Raw genomic sequence first — 24,564 nt, 5'->3', positions numbered from 1 at the left:
TAAAGCTTTATTAAAATATGGTAAAAACCTGTGGTTGAAAAATTTTTAAACACAGGTTTTTTATAATTCTATATTAAATTAGTTAGATATATCCATTATTTAACATAAACCATATTGCCGATTCTAGCTTTTATAGGCTTGGACCATAACCACTTATTAGTAGCAGTATCATCAAAGTAATATAAAGCTCCATTACTTGGATCAGCACCATATAAGGCATCTTTAGCAGCTTTTTTTGAAGTCTCTGTAGCAGGTTTCTTTATCCAACCATTTTCTACAGGTGTAAATTGATAATATCCATCACTTTTTTGATAAATTACAGATGATATGGTGTTTGGAAATTCAGAACTTTTGATTCTGTTAAGTACCACAGAAGCTACAGCAACTTGTGCATCATAAGGTTGATCTTGAGCTTCAGAAGTTATAAGTCTTGCCAAAAGATCTAAATCTTCATTGCTATAGTTTATGATTGGTTTTTCAGTATTGGTATTTTCAATATTAGAATTTCCACTATTAGGAGTTTTTCCTGGTAAATTAAGAACTTGTCCAGGATAAATAAGATTATCCCACTTATTATTAGCTTTTCGTAAATCATCTAACTTTATGCCATTTGCTTTAGAGATTAAAAATAAACTATCTCCACTTTTTACAGTATAAGTACTACTAGGAACTTTTAAAACTTGTCCAGGATATATGGTAGTTCCTTTAAGATTATTATCTTTTATTAAAGTATCTGATGATGTGTTAAAAAGTTTTCCTACCTTATATAATGAGTCACCAGATAATACTTTATAATCTGCAGCAAAAGCTGGAGATGATAAAGTAAAGCATAAAGCTGAAGTTAATAATAATGTTTTAATTTTTTTCATTTGTTTAAATCCCTCCATAATGTCTACGAGGTTAGTTGACGGGTTCGGGTTAGAGGTACCCTACTTATAATTAAGATTCACCCCAAAAATATCCCCCGCACTCTTTTAAGAGTTTCGACAAGATTTAGTGTTATTTTAACAAAAAGATAAAAAGTATGTCCATGCTAAATTAATTACATTATAAGAATTAATTAAATGTATAACGCTTTTATGGCATTAATGTACCTTGATACCCAATTAATATTTAATTTACCACTTATATTAATAACTTTTAGAAATAAAATACAATTTGAGTAAAATAAGAAAATATGTATTTTGATATACATTAAAAGAAAAAAATATCGAAATATATTAATATAGATAAATAAAGGATATAATGGGAGGGATGTAATAACCTTATAATTAATCAAATCAAAAGATAATAAAAACAATTAAGGAGTGGGTTCAGTGAATTTTTTTAAAAATGCTAAAATATCTACTAAACTTTTAACAAGTTTTTTATTTGCAGGTATTTTAATGATGTTAATTGGAAGTATTGGTGTTATTGATATAAAGCAAATAAATAATTCATCAAATAATCTATACAGTGATAATATAGTAGGAATATCTACAATTAGTAAATTAAATAAAAATGCTTTTGAAATTTATTCAAACTTAGAATTAATGTATTATGTTAAGGATACAAATAAAATAAAACAATTAGCTGATAAAAATACAAAACTAGCTAATGAAAATAATAATATAATTAAGAAGTATGAAGGTGGTATAACTAAAAATCAAGATAAAAAACTTATATCTGATTTCAAGGATGCAATAGGTGGATATAGAGCTTGTAATCTTGAATATACCTCATTGATAATTAGTGGTAAAGTTGAAGAGGCTGAAAGTAAGTTTTTAGAGTGTACAAAAATGAAAGAAAAGGTATTTAATATACTAAGTAAAATGGTTGAATTAAATGATACTTGGGCAAAGCAACAAGTACAAAATAATAAACAAACTTTTAAGAGTTCTCTTAAAATGATTGTAGGATTAATTATTCTATCAGCAATAGCGTTACTTTTATGGGCAAGTTTTATAATAAAATCTATAACTAAACCTTTAAATAATATAAAGAAATTGGCTAGTAGATTAAGTACATATGATTTTTCAAAGGACTTATTAATAGATTCAAAAGATGAATTTGGACAAGTAGCTTCAGAGTTAAATAAAGCTCAACATAATGTTGGGGAATTAATAAAAAATCTTATAAATAGTAGTCAAGAGATGAGTGCAGCTAGTGAAGAATTATCTGCAACTGTTGAGGAAATTACATCAAAGTTTGAAACTATAAATGCTTCTACAAGAGAAATCAATGGAGGAGTTCAAGAAACTAGTGCTACGGCAGAAGAACTATCTGCATCTATACAAGAAGTTAATTCTAGCGTATCTGTATTGTCTGATAAGGCACTAGATGGTAGCAATAATGCTATTGAGATAAAGGAAAGAGCTAATACGGTTGAAAAGGATAGTAAATTAGCTGTAGAAGATACAGAAATTGTATATACAGAAATGGAAAAAGAAATTTTAAAAGATATAGAAAATGGAAAAGTAGTTAACGATATTAAAGTTATGGCTGAAACTATTGCTAGCATAGCAGAACAAACAAATTTACTTGCATTAAATGCTGCTATAGAAGCTGCAAGAGCAGGAGAGCATGGCAAGGGATTTGCGGTAGTTGCGGATGAAGTTAGAAAACTTGCAGAACAATCCTCAATAGCAGTAGAAAATGTTAAGTGTACTATAGAAAAAGTGCAAGTTGCTTTTGATAATTTATCTAATAATAGTAATGGTTTATTGAAATTTATGAATGATAAAGTAACACCTCAATTTCAGGCCTTTGTTAGTATTGGGGGACAATATAAAAAGGATGGAATATTTGTAAATAATATGTCAGAGGAACTTGCATCTATGACCGAAGAAATAACAGCAACTATAAATCAAGTCAGTGATGCTGTACAAAATATGGCTCAAATGGCTCAAGATTCTTCACAAAATTTAAATGGAATACAAGAAAGTATTAATGAATCTAATGAAGCCATGGAACAAGTAGCAAATACAGCACAAAGTCAAGCAGAATTTGCACAAAAACTTAATGAAATGGTTCAAAAATTTAAAATTTAAAAACTTATATAAAAAATAAGTATCAATTAACGCAATTTTAGTATTTAGTTAATTGATACTTTATTTTTATATAAAATTATTTAAATAAGTATATATATTTGACACTTTTTATAAAAAAATAACTTTAATTGTATAAATATATTGGGTAATATGATAAATTTTATAATAAAACTATAAAATTAGGATTTTTGTGATATAATTGTATAAATAAAAACAGTATACTTAGTAATCTTTATAAATCAAGTTAATAGAAAGAAGGGAATTAAAACAAAGAATATTAAAGTATTAAGATGAAGAGTATGTAAGTCATAAAATTTTATAGCAAAATTGGAGTGATTTTAATGAAGAGTTTTAAAGATATGGAGATATCTAAGAAATTAGTTATTAGCTTTATAATTATGGCTGCACTTATGATAAGTATTGGAGGAATTGGTGTTAAAAATATGAGAAAGATAAGTAAATCCTCTGATAATTTATATAATGATAATGTGGCAGGTATATGCGCTATAAATCGTTTAGATAAAAATTTAGAAATCATTTATTCTAATACTGAATTAATGATGTACATAAAGGATACAAATAGAATACACGAATTATCTAATATAAATAAGACTTTATCAGAAAAAGATGATAAGGAAATTCAAAATTATAAGGCAGCTATTACTAAAGATGAAGATAGAAGACTTATGAATGAAATGGAAGAAAAACTAAAAGCATGTAAAATTGCTAACAAGGAGTATATGCAGCTAGTTTTAGATGGAAAATTAAGTGAAGCAGAAGCTAAATTTTCTGAGGTTACAAAACTACGACATGGTATGAATAATGTGATAAAAAAATTAGTTGAATTAAATGATAGTTGGGCAAAACAGGCAATACAAGGTAGTAAAGCTACTTTTAAAAGTTCATTAAAATTAATTACAGTTATAATTGCCCTTTCTATTATAGCTTTAGTAATGTGTGCTACTTTAATAACAAAAGCTATAACAGATCCTTTAAATAAAATAGGTAAATTAGCTAATAGATTAAGTCAATATGATTTTTCAGAACCTGTAACAATATCGGCTAAAAACGAATTTGGACAAGTTGGAAATGCATTAAATAAGGCCCAAGCCAATGTAGGAGATTTAATAAAGAATCTTATAAACAGTAGTGAAAATATGAGTACAGCTAGTGAGGAATTATCAGCAACTGTTGAAGAAATGACTTCAAAATTAGAGAGTATAAATTCTTCTACAAAGGAAGTTAATGGTGGAATTGAAGAAACTAGTGCTACAGCAGAAGAATTATCTGCATCTATACAAGAAGTAGACTCTAGTATTTCTGTACTTTCAGATAAAGCACTTGATGGAAGCAACAATGCAACTAAAATAAAAGAAAGAGCAGCTATGGTAGAAAAAGAAAGTAAGGAATCAGCTAAAAATGCAGAGGATTTATACTTTGAAATGGAAAAAGAAATATTAAAAGATATAGAAAATGGAAAAGTAGTTAATGATATTAAGCTTATGGCAGATACTATTGCTAGCATAGCAGAACAAACAAATTTACTTGCATTAAATGCTGCTATAGAAGCGGCAAGAGCAGGGGAAGCAGGTAAGGGATTTGCAGTAGTTGCAGAAGAAGTAAGACAACTTGCAGAACAATCTTCAGTAGCGGTAGAGAGTGTTAAATCTACTATAGAAAAGGTACAAGATGCTTTTAAAAATTTATCTGAAAATAGTAATGAATTATTAAAGTTTATGAATAATAACGTAACTCCACAATTCCATGCTTTTGTTAGTATAGGAAGTAGATATGGAAAAGATGGTGTGTTTATAAATAATATGTCTGAAGAATTGGCATCTATGTCTGAGGAAATAACAGCTACAATAAATCAAGTTAGCGAAGCAGTTCAAAATATGGCTCAAATGGCTCAAAATTCATCAGAAAATTTAAATGGTATACAAGAAAGTGTAAATGAGTCAAGTGAAGCTATGGAGCAAGTTGCCAATACTGCTCAAAGTCAAGCAGAATTTGCTCAGAATCTTAATGAAATAGTTCAAAAGTTTAAAATTTAACATAATTTTAGAATTTAGTATTTAATAGTTAATATGGTTAAAAAATAAAAATTCGCCAGTAAAATGTAGGTATTTTTAATAAATATTGTATTTTGCTGGTGAATTTTTATTATATTCGCATATTAGATAATCTTGTAGCTAAGCCGTTAGCTTAATTATTTAATAAATTAGTCGAGAAATATATTAGGGAATTGTTAAAATTATTTCAAAATTCAATTAAACCAGGGGGTATGTACATGAAGAACATAAGAAAAAGTATAAATCGTAGCACTCATTACAGTAAAAACAAAAAAAACAAAAAGAAAAGTATTCAAACAAGACTTATTTTTTCAATATCAATAGTTTCTATTATAAGCCTTAGTATATTAGGTAGTATTTTATATAATAAATCTTATAAAATTTTAAAGAAAAAAATTATGCAAAACTCACTTCAATTTATAGCTCAAGTTAATTATGGTTTAAATAATTATCTAGAAGGTATTGAAGAAAGCGTTGATGTTGTTAGTAAAAATCCAGATGTAAAAGATTTTGATATTGATAAAAAAGAGAGTGTAGATAAACTACAATATATTTTAAAAACTGTTAATGATAGTAATGATGATATATCAAATGTATATTTTTCTGATATTAATGGTAATATCCTGCAGTTCAAAGACTCTATTATTAAAGCTTCAGAAAAGTTAGATGGAAGGAATAGACTTTGGTATAAAGATGCTATAAGTAATCCAGATAAGATTTGTTTATCAAAATGTTATCAAGATATAAGTGGTAAAATGGTAATATCAGCATCAAGAGCAGTAAAACATGATGGTAAGGTTATAGGAGTAGTAGCTACAGATATAAAATTAGAAGATTTTATGAAAGAAATGTCAAAGATTAAATTAGGTGAAAGAGGTTACTTAGCTATAGCAAATAAAGAGGGAATAACGTTAACTCATAAAAATCCTAAAATTATAGGTACTAAATATGTGTTAAAACAAAGCTTTTGGAAAGAAGTATCTACAAATAAAAAAGGAGTTGTAGAATATAAATATAAAAACAAGCCAAAATTTACAGGATTTTACACTAATGATAAAACAGGATGGAAATTAATGTGTTTATTGGATGAAGGGGAAATAGAAAAAGATTTATATTCTATAAAAATATTTTCCTTGATAGTTACATTAATATTTTCTATAATGTCTATAATTTTAGCTTATCTTATAGGAAACAGAGTATGTGTGTCATTAAATAAACTTAAAGAGTCTATAATAAAATTTGGACAATCAGATCTTACAATAAAGGTACCAAAAGAAATAATAAATATGGATAATGAGTTAGGAGAAATGGCACAATCTATTACGGAAGCTATCAATAACACGAGAAATATGATGATAATATGTAAAGAACAATCTTCTAATATAAGTCAGCAATCATCTGCTTTAAGTGCTATATCAGAAGAAATGGCATCTTCAGCTGAAAATATTTCACTTACAATTCAAGATGTAGCAAAAGGAACCCAAGGAGAATCAGAAGATTTAATTAACATATTGGAAATAGTAAAAAATTTTTCTGATAAAATGGATAGTATAGCCAAAGAAATGATTAAAGTAATGGAAAGCGCTAACAAAATAGATAGTGTAGCTACAACAGGAAATAAGGAAATGAAAAAAGTATCTAAATCTACACAGGATGTAAAAACATCTTTTAATAAATTTTCTTCTGAGATAGAAAATTTAGGCTCTAGTATAAAAGAAGTAAATGAAATAATAAATCTTATAAATAGTATAGCAGAGCAAACAAATTTACTTGCATTAAATGCAGCAATAGAGGCTGCAAGAGCTGGAGAGGCAGGAAAAGGATTTGCAGTGGTAGCAGATGAAATAAGAAAGTTGTCAGAGCAAACAAAAAGTTCTTCTGAAAGTATAACGTCTATAATAAAATCAGTTCATGAAAAAACAAGTAAGATAGTTGGAGATACTAAAGTTGTAGATGAAGAATTGGGAGATCAATTTAATGCTATTACAAATTCAATAGATGAATTTGTACTAATAGTAAATGGAATCCATGAAATATTACCAAGGATAGATTCTACAAATAATACGGTGGAAACCTTAAATAAAAATAAAGAAGATATAATAAAGAGAATAGATAATGTATCTTCTGTATCACAAGAAGTTTCAGCATCTTCAGAAGAAATATCTGCATCCTCGGAGCAAATGAGTGCATCTACTCAGGAAGTAGCATCTTCCGCCCAAGCTTTAAATTCTATGACCTACGAGATGCAAAATCATATAGACAAATTTAAAATTTAAAATTATTTTAAAAAGGACTGTTTCAAAAATATAATTTGAAACAGTCCTTTTATCATAATATTAATTTCAGTAAATATTATGATGTTTTTATACATTCGTGTTGATTATTTAAAAAAATGGTCGAAATATAAATATGCATTGGTATGTTTTTTAGTTATTTTAATAAAAAAATAAAAAGGAGGAATTGGATGAACAAAAATAAGGAAAAAAATAAGAACAATTTTATGAAAAAGGGAAGTGTCAAAACAAAACTTATAGTTACAATATCTTTAATGAGCATTTTAAGTTTAATGATATTGAGTTTTATGTTATACAATAAGTCTTATAAAATCTTAAAATATAAACTTTTAGATGATTCACTACAATTTGCTACACAAGTGGATTATGGAATAAATTATTTTTTAGATGGTATAGAAGGCACATTAGATGTTGCTAGCAATAATCCTACTTTAGGAGAGGATATTAATAATAAACAAAACTTAGAAAGCTTAGAGAATTTTTTAAGAACGCTTAAAAATAGCAATGCAGATATATTAAATGTGTATTTTACTAATTTAAATGGTATTATGGTTCAATCTGAGGGGGATATTATTACACCTTCAGACAAATATGATCCTAGAAGTAGGAATTGGTTTAAGGAGCCTATAAATAATCCTGGAAAAGTATATTGGTCAAAATATTATAAGGATATAGATGGCAAAATGATTATATCTGTATCAAAAGTTGTAAAAAAACAAGATAAAGTTATAGGCGTTGTTTGTATAGATATAACGTTAGGGGATTTTAGTAAAGAAATTTCTAAAATTAGATTAGGAAAAAAAGGCTATGTAATTGTAATGGACAAAGAAGGTATAGCTTTAGCACATAAAAGTTCTAATGTTATAGGAACTAAAGAATTGTCCAAACAAAGTTGGTGGAAAGATGCGGTTTCAGTAAACAAAAAAGGAAAAATAGAATATAAATATGAAAATACATTAAAATCTGCTGGATATTATACTAATAATAAAACAGGGTGGAAGTTTATAGTTACACTGGATGATGAAGAAATAGCAAGTGAATTATTTATTATAAAAGTATTTTCAATTGTAGGTACATTAGTAGTTTCTATTATATCTATAGCTTTAGCATATTATATTGGAGTTAGATTATCAAGAGCTATGAATAATTTGAAAAATACTATAATAAAATTTGGACAAGGTGATTTAACGGTAAAAATTCCAAACAAGTTAAAAGTTATGAATAATGAACTTGGAGAAATAGCATGTTCTATAGAACAAACTATTTATAATATGAGAGATATGATGATGGTTTTTAAAGATCATTCTTCTAATATAAGCTCTGAATCTGAAAGTTTAAGTTCTATTTCAGAGGAGATAGCATCTTCAGCAGAGAACGTATCTGTAACAATTCAAGATGTAACTAAAGTTATTCAAGAACAATCAGAGGATTTAATTGATACAGAAAACATAGCCAATAATGTATCTAATAAAATAGAAAATATAGTTAAAGAAATGCTTAAAGTTACAGATGAATCAGAGAATATAGATATGGCAGCTACTGAAGGAAACAAGGAGATGGAGGAGATTATAAAATCTACTGAAGAAGTTAAAAAGTCTTTTAATAGTTTTTCAGAAGAAATAGGTAAATTAGGAACAGGTATAAATGAAGTAAATGAGATAATAAATTTAATAAATAGTATAGCAGATGAAACAAATTTACTTGCATTAAATGCTGCTATAGAGGCTGCAAGAGCAGGAGAAGCTGGAAGAGGATTTGCAGTAGTAGCAGATGAAATAAGAAAGCTATCAGAACAAACTAAAAGTTCTTCTGAAAGTATAACATCAATAATACAAGCTATATATGATAAAACAAATACAATAGTTAAAGATACTGAGTGTGTAAATATAGAAGTAGAAAAACAGGAAGAAAAAATAAAAGATTCAATAAAACAATTTAAGTCAATAGTAGAAGGAATTCATGATATATTACCAAGAATAGAGTCTACAAATGATGGTATGGCTGAATTAAACAAGAGTAAAGAAAAGATAATGGATAAAATAAAAAGTGCATCTTCTGTATCACAAGAAATATTAGCATCTTCAGAGGAAATATCAGCATCCTCAGAAGAAATGAGTGCATCTACTGAAGAAGTAGCTGCATCTGCTGAAACTTTAAATAAAATGACAGATGAAATGGAACACTACGTAAATAAGTTTAAGATTTAATAATTTATGATTAACTTATATTAATAAAACAGGATTGAAGTTTGAGTATAAACCATTAAACATTCAATCCTGTTTTTAAATTATTTACTAGCTGGGATGAAATTAGATTTTAATCTTGTTTGTATATAGATTTTGCCAGGACCTTTCATCTTACAAACAAAAATTTCCCCAGAAGTTATACTTTTAAATGTTGAAGATGCTTCTTCAATAGTATATTTCATGTTATCTGGCCAAGCTACTAAGTGACCAGTATCTACAATATATTCTTCTCCGTAAGGAACATTTATCTCGTGAATAGCACCATAAGAACTTACAAACAAAGTTCCACATCCAGTAGCAGACATTATAAAAAGTCCTTCACCAGATAAAAGTGCTTTTCCAAGTCCTTGAGCCTTAGTATTTATGTTGATATCTCCAAAGGATGCAAAATAACCATCTTTTTGAATTCTAAAACCATGATTACCATCTAACTCTATAGGCTGTATAGATCCTATAGTTTTAGGGGCAAGAAGTGCATGTCCAGGTCCACCCTTAGCTGTTAGAGTTTCAAAGAAAAGTTTTTCACCAGAAAATAATCTGCCAAGACCTTTCATAACGCCGCCCCCTAGGGTTCCGTCTAAAGATATATTGGTACTCATTCCAACCATAGCATCAGATTCGGCTTTTATTGTTTCGTTTTCCTCTAAATTAACTTCAAGCATAGGACTTGAATTACCATATAAAATCTTATAATTCATAGGGATAATCTCCTTTAAAACCATTAAATTTGTAAAATTATTATACTTCAATGTACTACTACAATAATACACTAGACTTAATTTGCTGTCAAGAAAAAATTTGATGATGAAATTAATATATAGTTCTTGATAAAATCTTGATAATTATTTTGTAGTATGAAAGAAAAGAGAAATGAATGGAGGATTTTATATGGAAAAAGTTATGGAATTGAGTCACGTGACTAAAGTTTTATCTAAAAGGAAAGTTTTAGATGATATAAGTTTTTATGTGCCTAAAGGAAGTATTATGGGATTTTTAGGGCCTAATGGTGCAGGTAAAACTACAACTATTAGGGTGTTTACAGGACTTATATCTTGTAGTGGTGAAGTTAGGATAAATAATATTTCTATTAAAGAAAAAAGGCATGCGGTGGAAAACATAGGTGCTATAGTAGAAAATCCAATATTTTTTAATTATATGAGTGGAGAGAAAAATTTAAAGGCTTTAGCTATTTTAGATAACATAGAAAAGGAAAGTATAAATAAAAGAATTGAAGAGGTTATAAACATAGTAGGGCTTAAAGGTAGAGAAAAGGATAAAGTAAAAAACTATTCTTTAGGTATGAAACAACGTTTAGGAATTGCACAAGCTCTTTTAAATAATCCTAAGTTATTAATTTTAGATGAGCCTACTAATGGATTAGATCCTATAGGTATAAAAGAACTTAGAGATCTTATTTTAAAATTAAATAAGGAAAAGGGTATAACTGTATTTATATCTAGCCATTTATTAGATGAACTTCAAAAGATTTGTACAGATTTTATTGTAATTAATAACGGAAAGATAATAAAACAAGGGACAAAAGAAGAATTTCTAAATTATGGCTTAAAAGATAATTTAGAAGAAACTTTTATAAATATAATGACAGGAGGAAAATAGATTGAAAAATTTGATCAAAGCAGAATGGTATAAATTTTCCCATAGAAAAATAATGTTATTGTCTTTTTTATCTGTACCTTTTTTAATAGGGCTTTCTTATATATATTTAAACCAGGAAAATATTGATCTTTTAAAGAGTTCTATAGGAATGAAGGCATCAAATTTTTCAACTAATATAACTTTTCCTTACTTAGTAGTACAGGAACAATTGATATTGATTTTTTCTATTCTTACTATATTCTATGTAGCTACTATTATAACGGAAGAATTTAAAAATGGTGCTATTAGAATCACATTGACTAAGGGCTATACTTTGACACAAGTAATTTTGAGCAAAATTATTCTAATAACGATAGTGTTTTCATTATTATTTTTAGGATGCTTTGTCTTATCTACAATAGTTGGAAATATATTTATGCCTAAAGCAAACTGTGCTTATACGTTTTTCAGAAAGGAAAAAATGAGTACAGTTAGCACTATTATGTATGGGGTGAAATTTTATATATTATCTTATTTAATAACTTTAGCGATGGCATCCTTAATGATATTTATAGGGGTTATTTCTAAATCTAGAGGAATAATGGTAGGAATAGGACTTGTTATTATTATAACAGGCATGTTAACAATGAAGATTATAGACTTTTTAATGTTGAATGGATTTATAAGTAGTAAAAGCTTAATACCATTCTTTGTTATAACTGAATTACAGTTTAGAGGTGCTGCTATTATATTAGAAGGAAGTACCCATATTAAGAATATATTATTGTTAGTTATATTTTTATATATAATAATTTTTACAGTTTTAAGTTTAGTATACGGAAAAATTAAAGATTATTTGGATTAAAATAAGGAGAGATAGTATGATAAATCTTGTAAAAAGTGAACTTTATAGATTAATTAATAGGAAAAGCAGCTGGATTATATTATTTTTAAGTATTTTAATAAGTATTGCATATACTTTAATGTTTATTCCAGGTGCAAAATATGGGGATGAAGCTCTTACAAATTGCGTGATTTCTGCTATTAATTATCAATCAACGAAGGGACCTATTTTAAGAAATTCTAATGCTTTAAACAACCCTCATGCAGTTTTAAGCAATATTAGTTTACTCTTAATTTTTATTGTATTACCTATACTAATATGTAGTATGATAAACGAAGAGAGAAGTAATGGAAGTATTCGTATGGTTTTAACTAGAAGTTATTTTAAGGGAGAAGTATTTTTAAGTAAATTAATAGCTATAATATTATTTAATTTTATTACTATAACATTAATATTTATAACTAGTTTTATTTGTGGTAAAAGAATGCTACCCGCAATAAATTATACTAATATTTTATTGCAAAGTTCAAAGATTGATCCTATGGGAAGTTTTTTATTTAATATTAAGTTTTACTGTATATTTTTTATACAAATGACTATGATGTCTGTTATTTTTTCTATTGTAGCCACCTTTGTGAAAAATACAGTAGTGGCTATTATGTTAAACATAGCACTTCTTATATCGGGTTGTTATTTATCTAAATTTTTAGCGAATTTCATAGTATGTCCTGTAACTTATATTTATGATATATTAGGAGGGAAGACATCATATTTAATAATAGCTATTATGCTATTTATTACCGCAATATTAGTAATATTTTTAAAAAAAGTATGGGATAGATTAGACTTTGTGGATTAAAAAGTAGGTGAGTTTTATGGCAAAAATACTTATAGCTGATGATGATTTAGAATTATTAAGTTTATTAGAAGAGAGTTTAGAAAAAGAAGGACATGTTATATACACGGCAAAAGATGGAATGGAGGCCAAACAAATAAGTTTAAAGCAGCCAGATTTAATTCTTTTAGATGTAATGATGCCAGAAATTAATGGATTTCAGGTATGTAGGGAAATTAGAAGTAGGGTTGATTGTCCTATCTTATTTATTACAGCCAAATCAGATACAGAAGATTTAGTTAAAGGGTTAGGATTAGGTGGGGATGATTATATTGTGAAGCCTTTTCGTATAGCAGAGCTTAGAGCTAGAGTATATGCTCATTTAAGAAGAGAAAATAGAGAAAAAACCCATAAAATAGTTTCAGGGAATATATCGTTAGATCTTAGTGGCCGTATTGTTTATGTAGATGAAAAAGAACTAAGTTTAACACCTAGTGAATATAAAATAGCAGAGCTTTTAATTACTAACCCCAAACAAGTTTTTTCAAAAGAACAAATTTATGAAAAAATTTGGGGTTATGAAGGAGAGGGTTTTACAAATACGGTAACGGAACATATAAGAAATTTAAGGAAAAAGTTTAAAAGTGCAGGAGCAGAAAAGTCTATAGAAACAGTATGGGGGATTGGATATAAATGGTAGAAAAATCTACTTCTATAAAAAATATGGTGATAAAAGGCTTTGTTATAGGTCTATTACTATGTGGGTGTTTAACTATATTTGGAGTAATTACTTTTAATAAGCTTATGAATATAGGATTAATAAGACCATCTAATTATTTTGAAAAAAAGTTGCCTGAAGTTACAAAGGAAATACAAGAAAAGGGATTTAATAAAAATGTAATTTCACCAGGCTATGTTTATGCTATATATGATAAAAAAGGAAGCTTTATAGAGGGAAGTATAAATGAAAAGGAAAAAATTAAAATACATGAAGCCATAAATAAAAATCAATACAGTACTAGTTTACATAAAGGAATTCTACAAATTAGAATAATGGATTATAAAGACAAAAAAATAGCTTTAGGATATACTTTAACAAGCAGTTACAAATATCCCTTTTTAAACAGGTTTTTACCTAATATGGAGGTTATAATAATAAGTCTTCCTTTTATTAATATAGCTATAATTTTTTATATAGTAGCTCAGAGAATATCTAATAGATTAAAGTTTAGTGTAGAAAATTTAATTAAAGCTTCTAATAGAATAAAAGCACAGGATTTATCTTTTGATATTACTAAAAGCTCAATTAAGGAAATTGATTTATTAAATAATGCTTTTGAGGATATGACAAAGGCCTTAGAAAATTCTTTAAAAAAACAATGGATATTAGAGGAAGAAAGAAAAACTCAGATTTCTGCTATTACTCATGATATAAAGACTCCTCTTATGCTTATATCTGGCCATGCTGATTTACTTTTAGAACATGAGAAAATTTCAGACAGTGAAAAAAAACATATAAATTCCATTTTAAAAGCTAATTATCAAATAGAAAATCTTATAGAAGCTATGTTGCAGTGTTGTAGAGCTGAAAGTAAGCTAAAAGCAAAGTGTACATATGTAAATTCAGAAAAGTTTTTAAATAAAATAGAAAATCAAGGAAAAGATCTATGTGATTTTAAAAACATAAAATTTTGCTTTAATAAAGATACGAATATTTTGGAAAAATTATTTTTAGATGAGAATTTAATGGAAAGAGCAATACTTAATATAATAAAAAATGCAGTAGAATATACACCTGAATATGGGGAGATAAGAATAGATGTTTTTTGTGAAAATAATAAATTTAATTTTATAGTAAAAGATACAGGAAAAGGCTTTTCAAATAAAGATGTCAAATATTGTAAAAGCCAATTTTATCGTGGTGATGATGCAAGGCAACGAAATGGCCATTATGGATTAGGACTTTATATTTCAGATACTATAATAAAATTACACAACGGCAAACTAATATTGGATAATGGGAAAGATATAGGGGCAATAGTTAGAGTTGTTATTTAGAATTTGTTATTTTTATAAAGGTTTGAAATTAAAACCATTTAATGAAAATATAATACGGGAATTTAAAGTAGATTATAGTTTTTATTTCTTGGCATATATAGATTTATATTATGAAATAATAATAATATAGCTTTAATTAAAAAGGAGCTGATATTTTGAATAACAATAGAATGAGAGAAACTAAAAATAATAGGAAGCATGATGGAAAGTTTAGAAAAAAGACTATAAAACATGATCCTCAAGCCGAAAGTGCTAGGGCAGTTTTCGGTAGACCTAAAATAGAAGATTTAGATTAGGGAGTGGATTATTTTGGATATCAATAAGGTAGAAGCTAAAGAAAGGGTAAGAAAAATGCTTATAGATGGAGATAGTTTTGAAAAGGTTAGAAGAGAAACTAACTTAAGAGAAAAAGATATAAAAAGAATTTATCATGATATATCAAAACACTTTTAAGCTAATAAGATAAAAAATTTGTATTAAATATTTAATTTTATAACTATATAATAGTTACATTTATTATTAACTCTTATAAGTTACAACTTTTGTGTTTTAGGATAAATTGTTATTTAATATCTAATAATAACAGTATATTTGTAACGTAAAGGAGCTGATAAAATGGAAGAGAATAAAATTAAAGAAATAAAAAACTACAAAGAAGATAGAAAAGATAAAGAAGAATCTAATAATAAAAATTATAACCTTGAACTTGCGATTGATGAAGTTACTTTTGGTAATCCTACATTCTAAATACTTTATTTATATATTTAAATTAACACCTTAAAGGGACTCTTTAAGGTGATTTTTTTATAAAAGATTGCATTTTACAAGTATTTGTAAAACCAATAAATAGGATTATAATACTAAGTATGGGGGGCATGGTAAAATGTATGAAAACTATACTAAAATATTAGTTATAGAAGATGATAGTTATATAAATAAATTATTATGTGATATGTTAAATTGTAGTGGATATGATACTAAATCAGCATATTCTGGCACAGAAGGTCTTATTTATTTAGAAAAAGAAGTATGGGATATGGTTTTACTTGATTTAATGTTACCAGGTATGAGTGGTGAGAGGGTATTAGAAGAAATAAGAAAAACTAAATCTATGCCAGTTATAATAATTTCAGCTAGAGAGGGAACAGATATAAAAGTAGAAACCTTAAGAGTTGGAGCAGATGATTTTATAAGTAAACCTTTCGATATAGAGGAAGTATCAGCCAGAATAGATTCTCATCTTAGAAGATATAAACAATTTTCTCCAATATCACAACATAATATATTAACTCATAGGGAAATTTATCTTAATAAAGATACTAGAGAAGTATTTGTAAAAGAAAATTTAGTAGACTTGACTCATAGAAAATTTGATATTTTAAAGCTCTTTATGACTTATCCTAAAAAAGTTTTTACAAAAGCTAATTTATTTGAAAGTGTGTGGCAAAATGGGTATTTAGGTGATGATAATACCATTAATGTTCATATGAGTAATTTAAGAACTAAGTTAATTAAAGCAGGTATAAATGGTGAATATATACAAACAGTTTGGGGAATAGGTTATAAGTTAGTTGATTAATCTTAAGACTTTTTTTAGAATTTCTTTATGCTTATTTATTAATAAGAATTTATAATTAATATGAAACATAAAGAAAGGGTTGATATATGTGATAGATTATGCATTACAAAGTATAAATTTAAGTAAAAAGTTTAAAAAAGAATGTGCTGTAGATAATGTAAACTTAAATATAAAAAAGGGAGAAATCTATGGTTTTATAGGTGAAAATGGCGCAGGAAAAACTACATTTATTCGTATGGTAACAGGATTAATAAAGCCTAATGATGGAGAAATAGAAATTTTTGGGGTTAACGCCGAGAAAAATCTTAGTGTAAGAAAGAGAATAGGAGCATTAATAGAAACACCTGCTTTTTATCCAGATATGACAGCTTTTCAAAATTTAGAAGCTTGTAGAATACAAAAAGGTATTCCAGGTATAGAGTGTACAGAAAAAATTCTAAAGGCTTTAAATTTATATAATAACAAGGATAAAAAAGTAAAGAATTTTTCTCTTGGAATGAAACAAAAATTAGGATTAGCAACAGCTCTTTTAGGAGATCCGGAATTTTTAATATTAGATGAACCTATAAATGGATTGGATCCTATAGGGATTATAGAAGTAAGAGATATCTTAAAAAAATTAAATAAAGATAGAGATACTACTATACTTATTTCAAGTCATATATTAGAAGAGCTAAATAACTTAGCTACTTGCTATGGTATCATACATAAGGGAAAGCTTTTACAAGAAATTACAGCTGCTGAATTAGATGAAAAGTGTAAACAGAGTTTAAATATTAAAGTAGATAATGTAGCAAAAGCTGTAGTGATTTTAGAAGAAAAGTTAAATACAAAAAATTATAAGGTTTTATCAGATGAAACAATAAGACTATATGATTATATTGAAAATGCTAAATTAGTTTCGTCTACTCTTACTAAGTCAAATGTAATAATTGAAGAACTTATATGTAAAGGAGATAGCCTAGAAGAATACTTCATTAATTTAATAGGGGGAGTAGATAAAAATGTATAATTTAATAAAGTCTGATTTTTATAAGTTAAGGCACAGTAGAGCTTTTAAAAATTCCCTTATAATTATAATTTTTATAATTGCTTGGAATATGAAATTATATTTTACTAAGTCCAATAAAATATATATATTTCATGATTTCCTGGGTAATAAAGAAGTAGGGTTTACTATAAATAATTTTATTAATAGAAATAATCCTAAGGTTATGGAGTTTTTTAATACTGCAATAGGATTTATTCCTGTTGTTCAGATAGTAATAATATCTTTAGTAGTAGTTTTTGTAATAAATGAATATTATAATGGCACTATAAAGAATATAGTATCATATGGTCATAAAAGAATATATATTTATATGTCTAAATTAATAGTTTCATCTTTAAGTATATTTATTATATTATTTATACTAACATTTGGACAAGTAGCTATTGGTATAATTTTTACAAAATGTAGTGTTAATAGTTATGAGATTATAAAAATGATTAAAATGTTAATAACTATATGGTTGGTTTTTACAGCTATGAGTAGCATTTATATATTGTTTTCTGTAATTATAAGAAATAAATCTGTGGTTATATCCTTAGGTATACTAAGCATGTTTTTATGTTTAATTTATATAAAATTTATATGCAATTTATTAAATAACTATTATAAATATATTCCTACATATATGCTACTAGATATCCTCAATATATATTCAAATTCATCAGCTATAAAGTTATTAGCTAGTAATTCAATCGTTATAATTTTAATTACTTCCATAATAGGTATAGCTGTATTTGAAAGACAAGATATAAAATAATATTAGATTTATAAGGTAATGGGGTGGAAGTTTGATTTGGATTATTTGTATATTATTGATGATAATTATAGTTTTACTTATAAATAATTATTCTATTAAAAGAGAAATTAGAAATATTACAATACAACTTAAGGATTATAATGATTTAAAATCTTATAAAAAAATAGATGTATGTCTATTAAATAAGGATATAGAGAATTTAGCTTATCATATTAATAATAAAATAGAAATGGATATAAAAGGTGAAATAGAACAAAGACATAAAGAGGAAGAATTAAAAAGTTTAATAGCAAATATATCCCACGATTTACGTACACCTCTTACTTCCATAATCGGATATATACAAATGATAAAATCAAAAAAAATATCAGAGGAAAAACAAAAGGAGTATTTAGATATTGCTGAAGCTAGAGCAAAATCTCTACAAAATTTATTAAGTGATTTTTTTCAACTATCTGTTATAGAGTCACTAGAATATGAACTAGAAATTAGTTATATAAATTTGAATAGGATTTTATGTGAAGTTATTACTTCTATGTATTACGATTTTACAGAAAAGAATATAACTCCAGATATTAGATTACCTAAAGAAAATATTATTGTATTAGGTAATGATAAAGCAATTCAGCGAGTAATTGAAAATCTAGTTGGTAACATAATAAAACATTCTAAAGGTGATGTTTGTATAAACTTAGAAATAGATAAAAATGAAGCATTACTAACTACTATTAATACTGCTAAGGATCTTACGAATAATGATGTTAATTATATTTTCAATAGATTCTATAAAAAAGATAAATCTAGAAATTGTAATGGCAATAGTACGGGGTTAGGATTAGCTATTGCCAAAGATCTTATAGAAAAAATGGGTGGAAGTATTAGTGCAAAGATTTATAACAAATCTTTGTATATTTTTTGCAGATGGAAAATTAAAACTTAAATACGTGAAGAGATTTTTAGACTTCTATGGTAAAATATTATAGATAAAATATTTATTTACATGAAAGGAGACTGAAATTGAATAAAAATGTAGCTTTAAGCATCGTAAGAAAAGAATACAAACAAAACATAGATAAAGATAGAAAGTTTAAACATATAAGAAGATTCCTTGATATTAGTAAAAAGGATGAATATACCATTGATGATGATACTTGGAACGATATGGATATGGATAGGGTATATAGTAAACTAGATAGAAACTATAGTACATTAGGAGAATCAGTATTATATTATATGTTAAGAAACCCTTTAAAAGATGAAGAAAAATTAAAACATAGAGGAAGTTTAATTGATTTGTTTAAAGAAAATGTAGATTTAAGAGAAAAACTTTTATGTATATTTCTACAACTAGGAAGGGATACAAAGAATACCTTTTTAGATATGATGGAAGATGAACTTGTAGTGAATAAAACTAAATATTATTTATACACATTAATTGGAAAAATATTTCCTATAATAGCTTTTATATTAACTATATTTTTAGGTGAAAAATATGCAATATTTATGATAGCATCTGCATCTTTAAATATGATTATAAACTACAAAGAAAGAAACACAGTTAAGTCTCGTGGAATAATATATTTAAGAGATATTTTAATAGCAGCTAAAAAAGTATGTAATATAAAGAATCAAGATATAAAAGAATATAAAGATAAAATAAATGAAAACTATAAACAAGTTAAAGATATTGATAGAACCACTTTACTAATAGGTATAATTAACATGTGGCAAGGATTATTTGAGTTTATTTCTATAATATTTCTTGTGGAGGAATGTGCTTATTATAAAATATCTGGAATTTTAAAAGAAAAAAAAGAATACATAATGAACATATTTTATACATTAGGAGAGTTAGAATCTATAATATCTATAGCAGGTTATGAGCAAAACTTAAAACATCCTTATGTAAAGCCTATTTTTACTAAAGAGGTTTCTTTAAATATTACAGATGGAGTTCATCCTCTTTTAGATAATCCTGTAGCCAATTCTATTTATATTAAGGAGAAAGGTATAGTACTTACAGGTACAAATATGTCAGGAAAATCAACATTTTTAAGAATGCTAGGTATAAATATATTGTTATCACAAACCTTTAATTTTACTTTAGCTAAAGAATATAAAGCATCATTTTTTAATATAGTATCTTCCATTAGTCCTAATGATGATTTATCAAAAGGAAAGAGTTATTATATGGCTGAGGCAGAGGGAATACTTAGGATAGTTAAAGCATTAGATAAAGAATTACCTGTGTTTTGCCCAATAGATGAAATATTTAGAGGGACAAACCCTATAGAAAGAATAGCTATGTCTGCAGAAATACTATCTTATCTAAATAATAAAAAAGCTATTTCTATAGTAGCAACTCATGATAGGGAGTTAGTAAATATTTTAAAAGATAGTTATGAATTTTATTATTTTAGTGAAAATGTAGATGACAAAAAAGGTTTAAGCTTTGATTATAAATTAAAACCGGGAGTTACCCAAACTAGAAATGCTATAAGGCTCTTGGAATATATAGGCTATCCAAAAGAAGTTACAGAAAAAGCATACAAAAGAGCAGAAACAATTGAAGGATTTATTTAAGGGGGATATTATGAAATATTTGATAAGTTTTATAATTGTTATGGTTGTTTACATAGCTTTAGATATGGTAATTGATATTATGGAAATACCTAAGAAGATAAAAGGTAAAATAGAAAAAAATAAGTATTTTAAAGTGACTTTAACTATAATATTAATAATATTAGGATTTTCTGTAGAGTTATTTAAAAAATTCTTAACTACAAAATTAGGAAAAATGAACTATCCAGGACTAATATTAGGCACCATATTAATCTGTATTTATATTAAGATTATTCCTATATTAATTTCAAAAAAGAAAGATAACCTTAACTATAAAAATAATTAATATTTTTTAAAATAAGAAAGTACTGAAGTTCTAGGCAAAAGAATTTACAGTACTTTTTCAATTTTTAATAACAACCTTCTAAAATTTTAGAAAACTTATTAAGCATAAATAAATAGAGGTACATTTTTTCCTATTATAGAGGAAAAAATGTACCTTTGATTATGTTTACAGTAAAGATATGATGAAATCAAAGTTAGTAATAATGGAGTATAAACAAAAATATTAATGTTTATGAGGTGAAAGATATGTATGCAATAAGATTTGAAAATTTATATTATGATAAGATTTGGGGGGGAAAGGATTTTAAAAAATTTAGATGTAATGTACCAAAAGAAAACATTGGTGAGAGCTGGGATGTTGCGTGTCATAAAAATGGAATGAGTATTGTAGATAATGGAGAGTTAAAAGGAAAAAGTTTTAAAGAAATTATAGAGGAATATGGTGAAAAATTATTAGGAACAGAAATCAATAAAGAAAAGTTTCCTTTGTTAATTAAATTGATAAATTCAAATTCAAATTTATCTGTTCAAGTACATCCTAATGATGAATATGCTAATAAATATGAAGGAGAATATGGAAAAACAGAAGCGTGGTATGTAATAGATGCAAAGCCAGGAGCGGAATTAATTGTAGGAACAAAGAATTGTACCAAAAAGGAATTTGAAAAAGCTATTGAAGAAGGAACTACAGAAAAATATTTAAATAATATTAAAGTTAAAAAGGGAGATTGTTATCTTATAAATAGTGGACTAGTTCATGCAATAGGTGAAGGGTTAATTATTGCGGAAATACAACAAAATTCAGATGTTACATACAGAGTATATGACTATAATAGAGGAAGGGAACTCCACGTTAACAAGGCATTAGATGTAATTGATTTCGATTTAAAAGCAATAAATTGTTCTACAAATTCTATAGAGGAGTTAGATGGATATTCTAAAATTTTGTTATGCGATAATAAATATTTTAGAATGGAAAAGTATAATATATATAAAAATTTTATCGATATTAGTAATGAAAAAATGTTTTATGTTATAACTTGTGTAGATGGTGAAGGCAAGATTAAGTGTAATAATAGGATGGATAATATAAAAAAAGGAGATAGTTATTTAATTCCTGCTACTTTAGGGGAATACTCTATAACTGGACAAGTTGAAATCATTAAAACTTATGCAAAGTAACTTTATTTTAAGTAATATTTTTATTAGGTAGTTATTAGATATAACGATATAAAACAATACAAAGGTGATTAAAAAATGATAGGCAATGTAAGATTAGAAAAAATTATAGAAATACTAAAGGATGCTGATAAAGTAACTACAGGAAAGCAACTTTGTAATATGTTAGGGGTATCTTCTAGAACTATTAGGAGTGATATAAAAGAATTAAATTCTATATTACAAAATAATGGAGCAATAATTCATTCAGAGAAATCAAGAGGCTATAAAATAGAGATTTTTGAAGAAAATAAGTTTCAAACTTTTCTAAAAGCAATTGAGAAAACTGAAAGTGATAGTAATTTGATTTCAGATGGAAGAGCAGAATATATAATAGTAAAATTATTAATTAATGATATAAAAGGTATAGAGGGTATTACTCAAATAGAATTAGCTGATGAATTATATGTAAGTTTATCCTCAATAAAAAATGATATAAAGTTAGCTAAAGATATGTTATTAGACTTTAAACTAAAAATTAAAAAAGTAAGTAATAAGGGAATAAAAATTAGTGGTAGTGAGGAGAATATAAGACGCTGCATAAATACATATATGTTTTCCAATAATAATTTATTAAAAGAAGCTTTAGATTCTTTATTTAAAAATTTTTTAGGTGAATCAGGAGAATTTTTAGTAGATGATATATTGAAGGAAAATATATTTAAATTTAAGTGTAGATTGTCTGATTTAGCATATAGACACATATTAGCTTATATAAAAATAATTTTAATAAGAAATTACAAAGATAAGACTGTAAATTATAGTAATAATGTTATAAAAAATTTTAAACAGGAACCCAAATTTAAAGTTGCTAATAGTATTTGTATAGATATTAAAGAAAAAATGGGATTTGAAATATTAGAAAACGAAGTTATTTATTTAACCAAGTATATGATGGGAAGTAATTTAATTCAATTTAATAAACTAAATAATAAATATAAATTTCAAGATGAAAATAAATTGTTAGTAAATATTTTACAGGCTATTAATAACATATTTGATATAGATTTTACTAAAGATGATATTCTTATAAACTTTTTGGGAACACATCTTAAAGCGTCTATTAGTAGAGCTAAATATGATATAAAAATAGAGAATTCCATGCTAGGGTTAATAAAAAATAATTATCCTTTTGCTTTAGAGCTTGCAGTATTAACAAATAGCATTATTAAAAGAGAAGAAGGTGTCAACCTAACGGAGGATGATATTGGGTTTATAGCATTACATTTTGCAGCAGCTATTGAAAGAAAGAAACACAAAAATACTTCTAATATAAAAAAAGCAATAATAGTTTGCACCACAGGAGTAGGTACTTCTTTATTGCTTAAGGTAAAGTTAGAAGCTCATTTTAAAAGTAGGCTAAAAATAATAGATACTATATCTTGCTATGAATTTAATAAAGATATAATAGATAAGGTAGATTTAGTAATAGCTACTGTAAACTTGGGAATCCAATGTGATAAAATTATTCATATTAAGAGATTGATTGATGAAGAAGAAATTAATTTGATAGAAAATAAATTGTATAATAATTACTCCAATTTAGATAAATTAGCAACTAAATTTAAAGAAAATATATTCTTTTGTGATGTAAAAGTGGATAGTAGGGAAGAAATATTAGATTATATTACTAATAGGTTAATTAATCTTAATTATATTACGCAAAATGTGAAGGAAGATATATTTAAAAGAGAAAAGTTGTCTGGAACACAAATAGGTAATTTAGTTGCTATTCCCCATTCTATGCATAAAGAAATAAAAGAATCTTGTATTTCTGTGGCTATATTAAAAAAGCCTATAGATTGGGATAAGGACAAGGTTCAGTTAGTGTTTCTTATAGTAATAGCAGATGAGGACAAATATAACTGGAAGATATACTTAGAGCAATTATATAAAAATATTATAGATGAACAAGTAGTATTAGAATTAATAAAATCGAAAAATTTTCGAGAATTAAAAAGAGTTATTGATAGGTTTTAAAGGATACTTCATTTCCACTATAATAGGAAAAAGCTTGACTTTGAATATGTTTTCAGTAAACGTATAATAAGAATATAAATTAAACGCAATTATTCATA

22 protein-coding genes and 1 riboswitch are annotated in these 24,564 nt (G+C 26.1%); of the genes, 20 read left to right on the top strand and 2 right to left on the bottom strand.

Translation table 11 applies throughout. From position 1 onward, the window contains the following. Nucleotides 1-95: 95 nt before the first annotated feature. On the bottom strand, nucleotides 96-869 hold the full coding sequence (locus BN1711_RS08750) for a cell wall hydrolase (RefSeq protein ID WP_050607775.1): 774 nt from the start codon (nucleotides 867-869) through the stop codon (nucleotides 96-98). Between the two features lie 5 nt (nucleotides 870-874). Then, a riboswitch (cyclic di-AMP (ydaO/yuaA leader) is annotated at nucleotides 875-999 on the bottom strand. 317 nt (nucleotides 1,000-1,316) lie between these two features. Here BN1711_RS08750 and BN1711_RS08745 point away from each other — a divergent pair. From BN1711_RS08745 to BN1711_RS08730, 4 genes are all read left to right on the top strand, one after another. Then, nucleotides 1,317-3,029 carry a methyl-accepting chemotaxis protein gene (locus tag BN1711_RS08745; protein ID WP_050607774.1) on the top strand — a complete coding sequence of 571 codons (1,713 nt, stop codon included), beginning with the start codon at nucleotides 1,317-1,319 and terminating at the stop codon, nucleotides 3,027-3,029. Nucleotides 3,030-3,370: 341 nt separating this feature from the next. Next, on the top strand, nucleotides 3,371-5,083 hold the full coding sequence (locus tag BN1711_RS08740) for a methyl-accepting chemotaxis protein (protein ID WP_050607773.1): 1,713 nt from the start codon (nucleotides 3,371-3,373) through the stop codon (nucleotides 5,081-5,083). A gap of 236 nt (nucleotides 5,084-5,319) precedes the next feature. Further along, complete coding sequence (locus BN1711_RS08735) at nucleotides 5,320-7,377, top strand: methyl-accepting chemotaxis protein (RefSeq protein WP_050607772.1); 2,058 nt, start codon at nucleotides 5,320-5,322, stop codon at nucleotides 7,375-7,377. A gap of 188 nt (nucleotides 7,378-7,565) precedes the next feature. After that, on the top strand, nucleotides 7,566-9,602 hold the full coding sequence (locus BN1711_RS08730; protein WP_050607771.1) for a methyl-accepting chemotaxis protein: 2,037 nt from the start codon (nucleotides 7,566-7,568) through the stop codon (nucleotides 9,600-9,602). A gap of 80 nt (nucleotides 9,603-9,682) precedes the next feature. On the opposite strand, the gene BN1711_RS08725 is transcribed toward BN1711_RS08730, so the two are convergent. After that, entirely contained in the window at nucleotides 9,683-10,339 is a 657-nt protein-coding gene (locus BN1711_RS08725) for a TIGR00266 family protein (protein ID WP_050607770.1), read from the bottom strand. 190 nt (nucleotides 10,340-10,529) lie between these two features. Here BN1711_RS08725 and BN1711_RS08720 point away from each other — a divergent pair, with 190 nt between their 5' ends. The 16 genes from BN1711_RS08720 (at nucleotide 10,530) to BN1711_RS08660 (ending at nucleotide 24,466) form a co-directional block, all read left to right on the top strand. Beyond that, the gene (locus tag BN1711_RS08720; protein ID WP_050607769.1) at nucleotides 10,530-11,258 is read left to right on the top strand and encodes an ABC transporter ATP-binding protein; all 729 of its coding nucleotides are present in this window, start codon (nucleotides 10,530-10,532) and stop codon (nucleotides 11,256-11,258) included. A gap of 1 nt (nucleotide 11,259) precedes the next feature. Further along, complete coding sequence (locus BN1711_RS08715; protein WP_050607768.1) at nucleotides 11,260-12,102, top strand: ABC transporter permease; 843 nt, start codon at nucleotides 11,260-11,262, stop codon at nucleotides 12,100-12,102. 16 nt (nucleotides 12,103-12,118) lie between these two features. After that, on the top strand, nucleotides 12,119-12,940 hold the full coding sequence (locus tag BN1711_RS08710; protein WP_050607767.1) for an ABC transporter permease subunit: 822 nt from the start codon (nucleotides 12,119-12,121) through the stop codon (nucleotides 12,938-12,940). A 16-nt stretch (nucleotides 12,941-12,956) separates the two neighbouring features. Next, nucleotides 12,957-13,616 carry a response regulator transcription factor gene (locus BN1711_RS08705; RefSeq protein ID WP_050607766.1) on the top strand — a complete coding sequence of 220 codons (660 nt, stop codon included), beginning with the start codon at nucleotides 12,957-12,959 and terminating at the stop codon, nucleotides 13,614-13,616. Then, the gene (locus tag BN1711_RS08700) at nucleotides 13,610-14,974 is read left to right on the top strand and encodes a HAMP domain-containing sensor histidine kinase (protein WP_050607765.1); all 1,365 of its coding nucleotides are present in this window, start codon (nucleotides 13,610-13,612) and stop codon (nucleotides 14,972-14,974) included. Before BN1711_RS08705 ends, BN1711_RS08700 begins: the two co-directional genes overlap by 7 nt. Nucleotides 14,975-15,144: 170 nt before the next feature. After that, nucleotides 15,145-15,270, top strand: a complete 126-nt coding sequence (locus tag BN1711_RS12590; protein WP_279233087.1) for a CPC_1213 family protein — start codon at nucleotides 15,145-15,147, stop codon at nucleotides 15,268-15,270. Nucleotides 15,271-15,283: 13 nt separating this feature from the next. Continuing rightward, nucleotides 15,284-15,427, top strand: coding sequence for a hypothetical protein (locus tag BN1711_RS12585; RefSeq protein WP_164995924.1), 144 nt, complete (start codon nucleotides 15,284-15,286; stop codon nucleotides 15,425-15,427). A 162-nt stretch (nucleotides 15,428-15,589) separates the two neighbouring features. Continuing rightward, complete coding sequence (locus tag BN1711_RS12855; RefSeq protein ID WP_279233073.1) at nucleotides 15,590-15,721, top strand: hypothetical protein; 132 nt, start codon at nucleotides 15,590-15,592, stop codon at nucleotides 15,719-15,721. 136 nt (nucleotides 15,722-15,857) lie between these two features. Beyond that, on the top strand, nucleotides 15,858-16,553 hold the full coding sequence (locus BN1711_RS08695) for a response regulator transcription factor (protein ID WP_050607764.1): 696 nt from the start codon (nucleotides 15,858-15,860) through the stop codon (nucleotides 16,551-16,553). Between the two features lie 88 nt (nucleotides 16,554-16,641). Next, a complete protein-coding gene (locus tag BN1711_RS08690; protein WP_050607763.1) occupies nucleotides 16,642-17,565 on the top strand; it encodes an ABC transporter ATP-binding protein in 924 nt (307 codons plus the stop codon). Continuing rightward, complete coding sequence (locus BN1711_RS08685) at nucleotides 17,558-18,361, top strand: ABC transporter permease (RefSeq protein WP_050607762.1); 804 nt, start codon at nucleotides 17,558-17,560, stop codon at nucleotides 18,359-18,361. Before BN1711_RS08690 ends, BN1711_RS08685 begins: the two co-directional genes overlap by 8 nt. Nucleotides 18,362-18,419: 58 nt before the next feature. Then, nucleotides 18,420-19,301: a sensor histidine kinase gene (locus BN1711_RS08680; protein WP_243128304.1), complete on the top strand. Its 882-nt coding sequence runs from the start codon at nucleotides 18,420-18,422 to the stop codon at nucleotides 19,299-19,301. A 77-nt stretch (nucleotides 19,302-19,378) separates the two neighbouring features. Further along, nucleotides 19,379-20,944, top strand: a complete 1,566-nt coding sequence (locus tag BN1711_RS08675; RefSeq protein WP_050607760.1) for a MutS-related protein — start codon at nucleotides 19,379-19,381, stop codon at nucleotides 20,942-20,944. A 10-nt stretch (nucleotides 20,945-20,954) separates the two neighbouring features. Beyond that, nucleotides 20,955-21,269: a hypothetical protein gene (locus BN1711_RS08670; RefSeq protein WP_129582152.1), complete on the top strand. Its 315-nt coding sequence runs from the start codon at nucleotides 20,955-20,957 to the stop codon at nucleotides 21,267-21,269. 245 nt (nucleotides 21,270-21,514) lie between these two features. Beyond that, complete coding sequence (locus BN1711_RS08665) at nucleotides 21,515-22,450, top strand: type I phosphomannose isomerase catalytic subunit (protein WP_050607758.1); 936 nt, start codon at nucleotides 21,515-21,517, stop codon at nucleotides 22,448-22,450. Between the two features lie 75 nt (nucleotides 22,451-22,525). After that, nucleotides 22,526-24,466, top strand: a complete 1,941-nt coding sequence (locus tag BN1711_RS08660; protein ID WP_050607757.1) for a BglG family transcription antiterminator — start codon at nucleotides 22,526-22,528, stop codon at nucleotides 24,464-24,466. Nucleotides 24,467-24,564 lie beyond the last annotated feature (98 nt).

It is taken from the genome of Clostridium niameyense (assembly GCF_001243045.1).
Taxonomy (GTDB): Bacteria; Bacillota; Clostridia; order Clostridiales; family Clostridiaceae; genus Clostridium_F; species Clostridium_F niameyense.
Note: the sequence above shows the minus strand (reverse complement) of the source record. Positions and strands in the feature narration are given on the sequence as shown.

Coding starts and splice junctions, on each gene's coding strand:
- BN1711_RS08725 (WP_050607770.1), bottom strand. CDS start 10,339: ATGAATTATAAGATTTTATATGGTAATTCAAGTCCTATGCTTGAAGTT.
- BN1711_RS08710 (WP_050607767.1), top strand. CDS start 12,119: ATGATAAATCTTGTAAAAAGTGAACTTTATAGATTAATTAATAGGAAA.
- BN1711_RS08700 (WP_050607765.1), top strand. CDS start 13,610: ATGGTAGAAAAATCTACTTCTATAAAAAATATGGTGATAAAAGGCTTT.
- BN1711_RS12590 (WP_279233087.1), top strand. CDS start 15,145: ATGAGAGAAACTAAAAATAATAGGAAGCATGATGGAAAGTTTAGAAAA.
- BN1711_RS08665 (WP_050607758.1), top strand. CDS start 21,515: ATGTATGCAATAAGATTTGAAAATTTATATTATGATAAGATTTGGGGG.
- BN1711_RS08695 (WP_050607764.1), top strand. CDS start 15,858: ATGTATGAAAACTATACTAAAATATTAGTTATAGAAGATGATAGTTAT.
- BN1711_RS08740 (WP_050607773.1), top strand. CDS start 3,371: ATGAAGAGTTTTAAAGATATGGAGATATCTAAGAAATTAGTTATTAGC.
- BN1711_RS08735 (WP_050607772.1), top strand. CDS start 5,320: ATGAAGAACATAAGAAAAAGTATAAATCGTAGCACTCATTACAGTAAA.
- BN1711_RS08670 (WP_129582152.1), top strand. CDS start 20,955: ATGAAATATTTGATAAGTTTTATAATTGTTATGGTTGTTTACATAGCT.
- BN1711_RS08685 (WP_050607762.1), top strand. CDS start 17,558: ATGTATAATTTAATAAAGTCTGATTTTTATAAGTTAAGGCACAGTAGA.
- BN1711_RS08680 (WP_243128304.1), top strand. CDS start 18,420: ATGATAATTATAGTTTTACTTATAAATAATTATTCTATTAAAAGAGAA.
- BN1711_RS12855 (WP_279233073.1), top strand. CDS start 15,590: ATGGAAGAGAATAAAATTAAAGAAATAAAAAACTACAAAGAAGATAGA.
- BN1711_RS08660 (WP_050607757.1), top strand. CDS start 22,526: ATGATAGGCAATGTAAGATTAGAAAAAATTATAGAAATACTAAAGGAT.
- BN1711_RS08730 (WP_050607771.1), top strand. CDS start 7,566: ATGAACAAAAATAAGGAAAAAAATAAGAACAATTTTATGAAAAAGGGA.
- BN1711_RS08750 (WP_050607775.1), bottom strand. CDS start 869: ATGAAAAAAATTAAAACATTATTATTAACTTCAGCTTTATGCTTTACT.
- BN1711_RS08705 (WP_050607766.1), top strand. CDS start 12,957: ATGGCAAAAATACTTATAGCTGATGATGATTTAGAATTATTAAGTTTA.
- BN1711_RS08720 (WP_050607769.1), top strand. CDS start 10,530: ATGGAAAAAGTTATGGAATTGAGTCACGTGACTAAAGTTTTATCTAAA.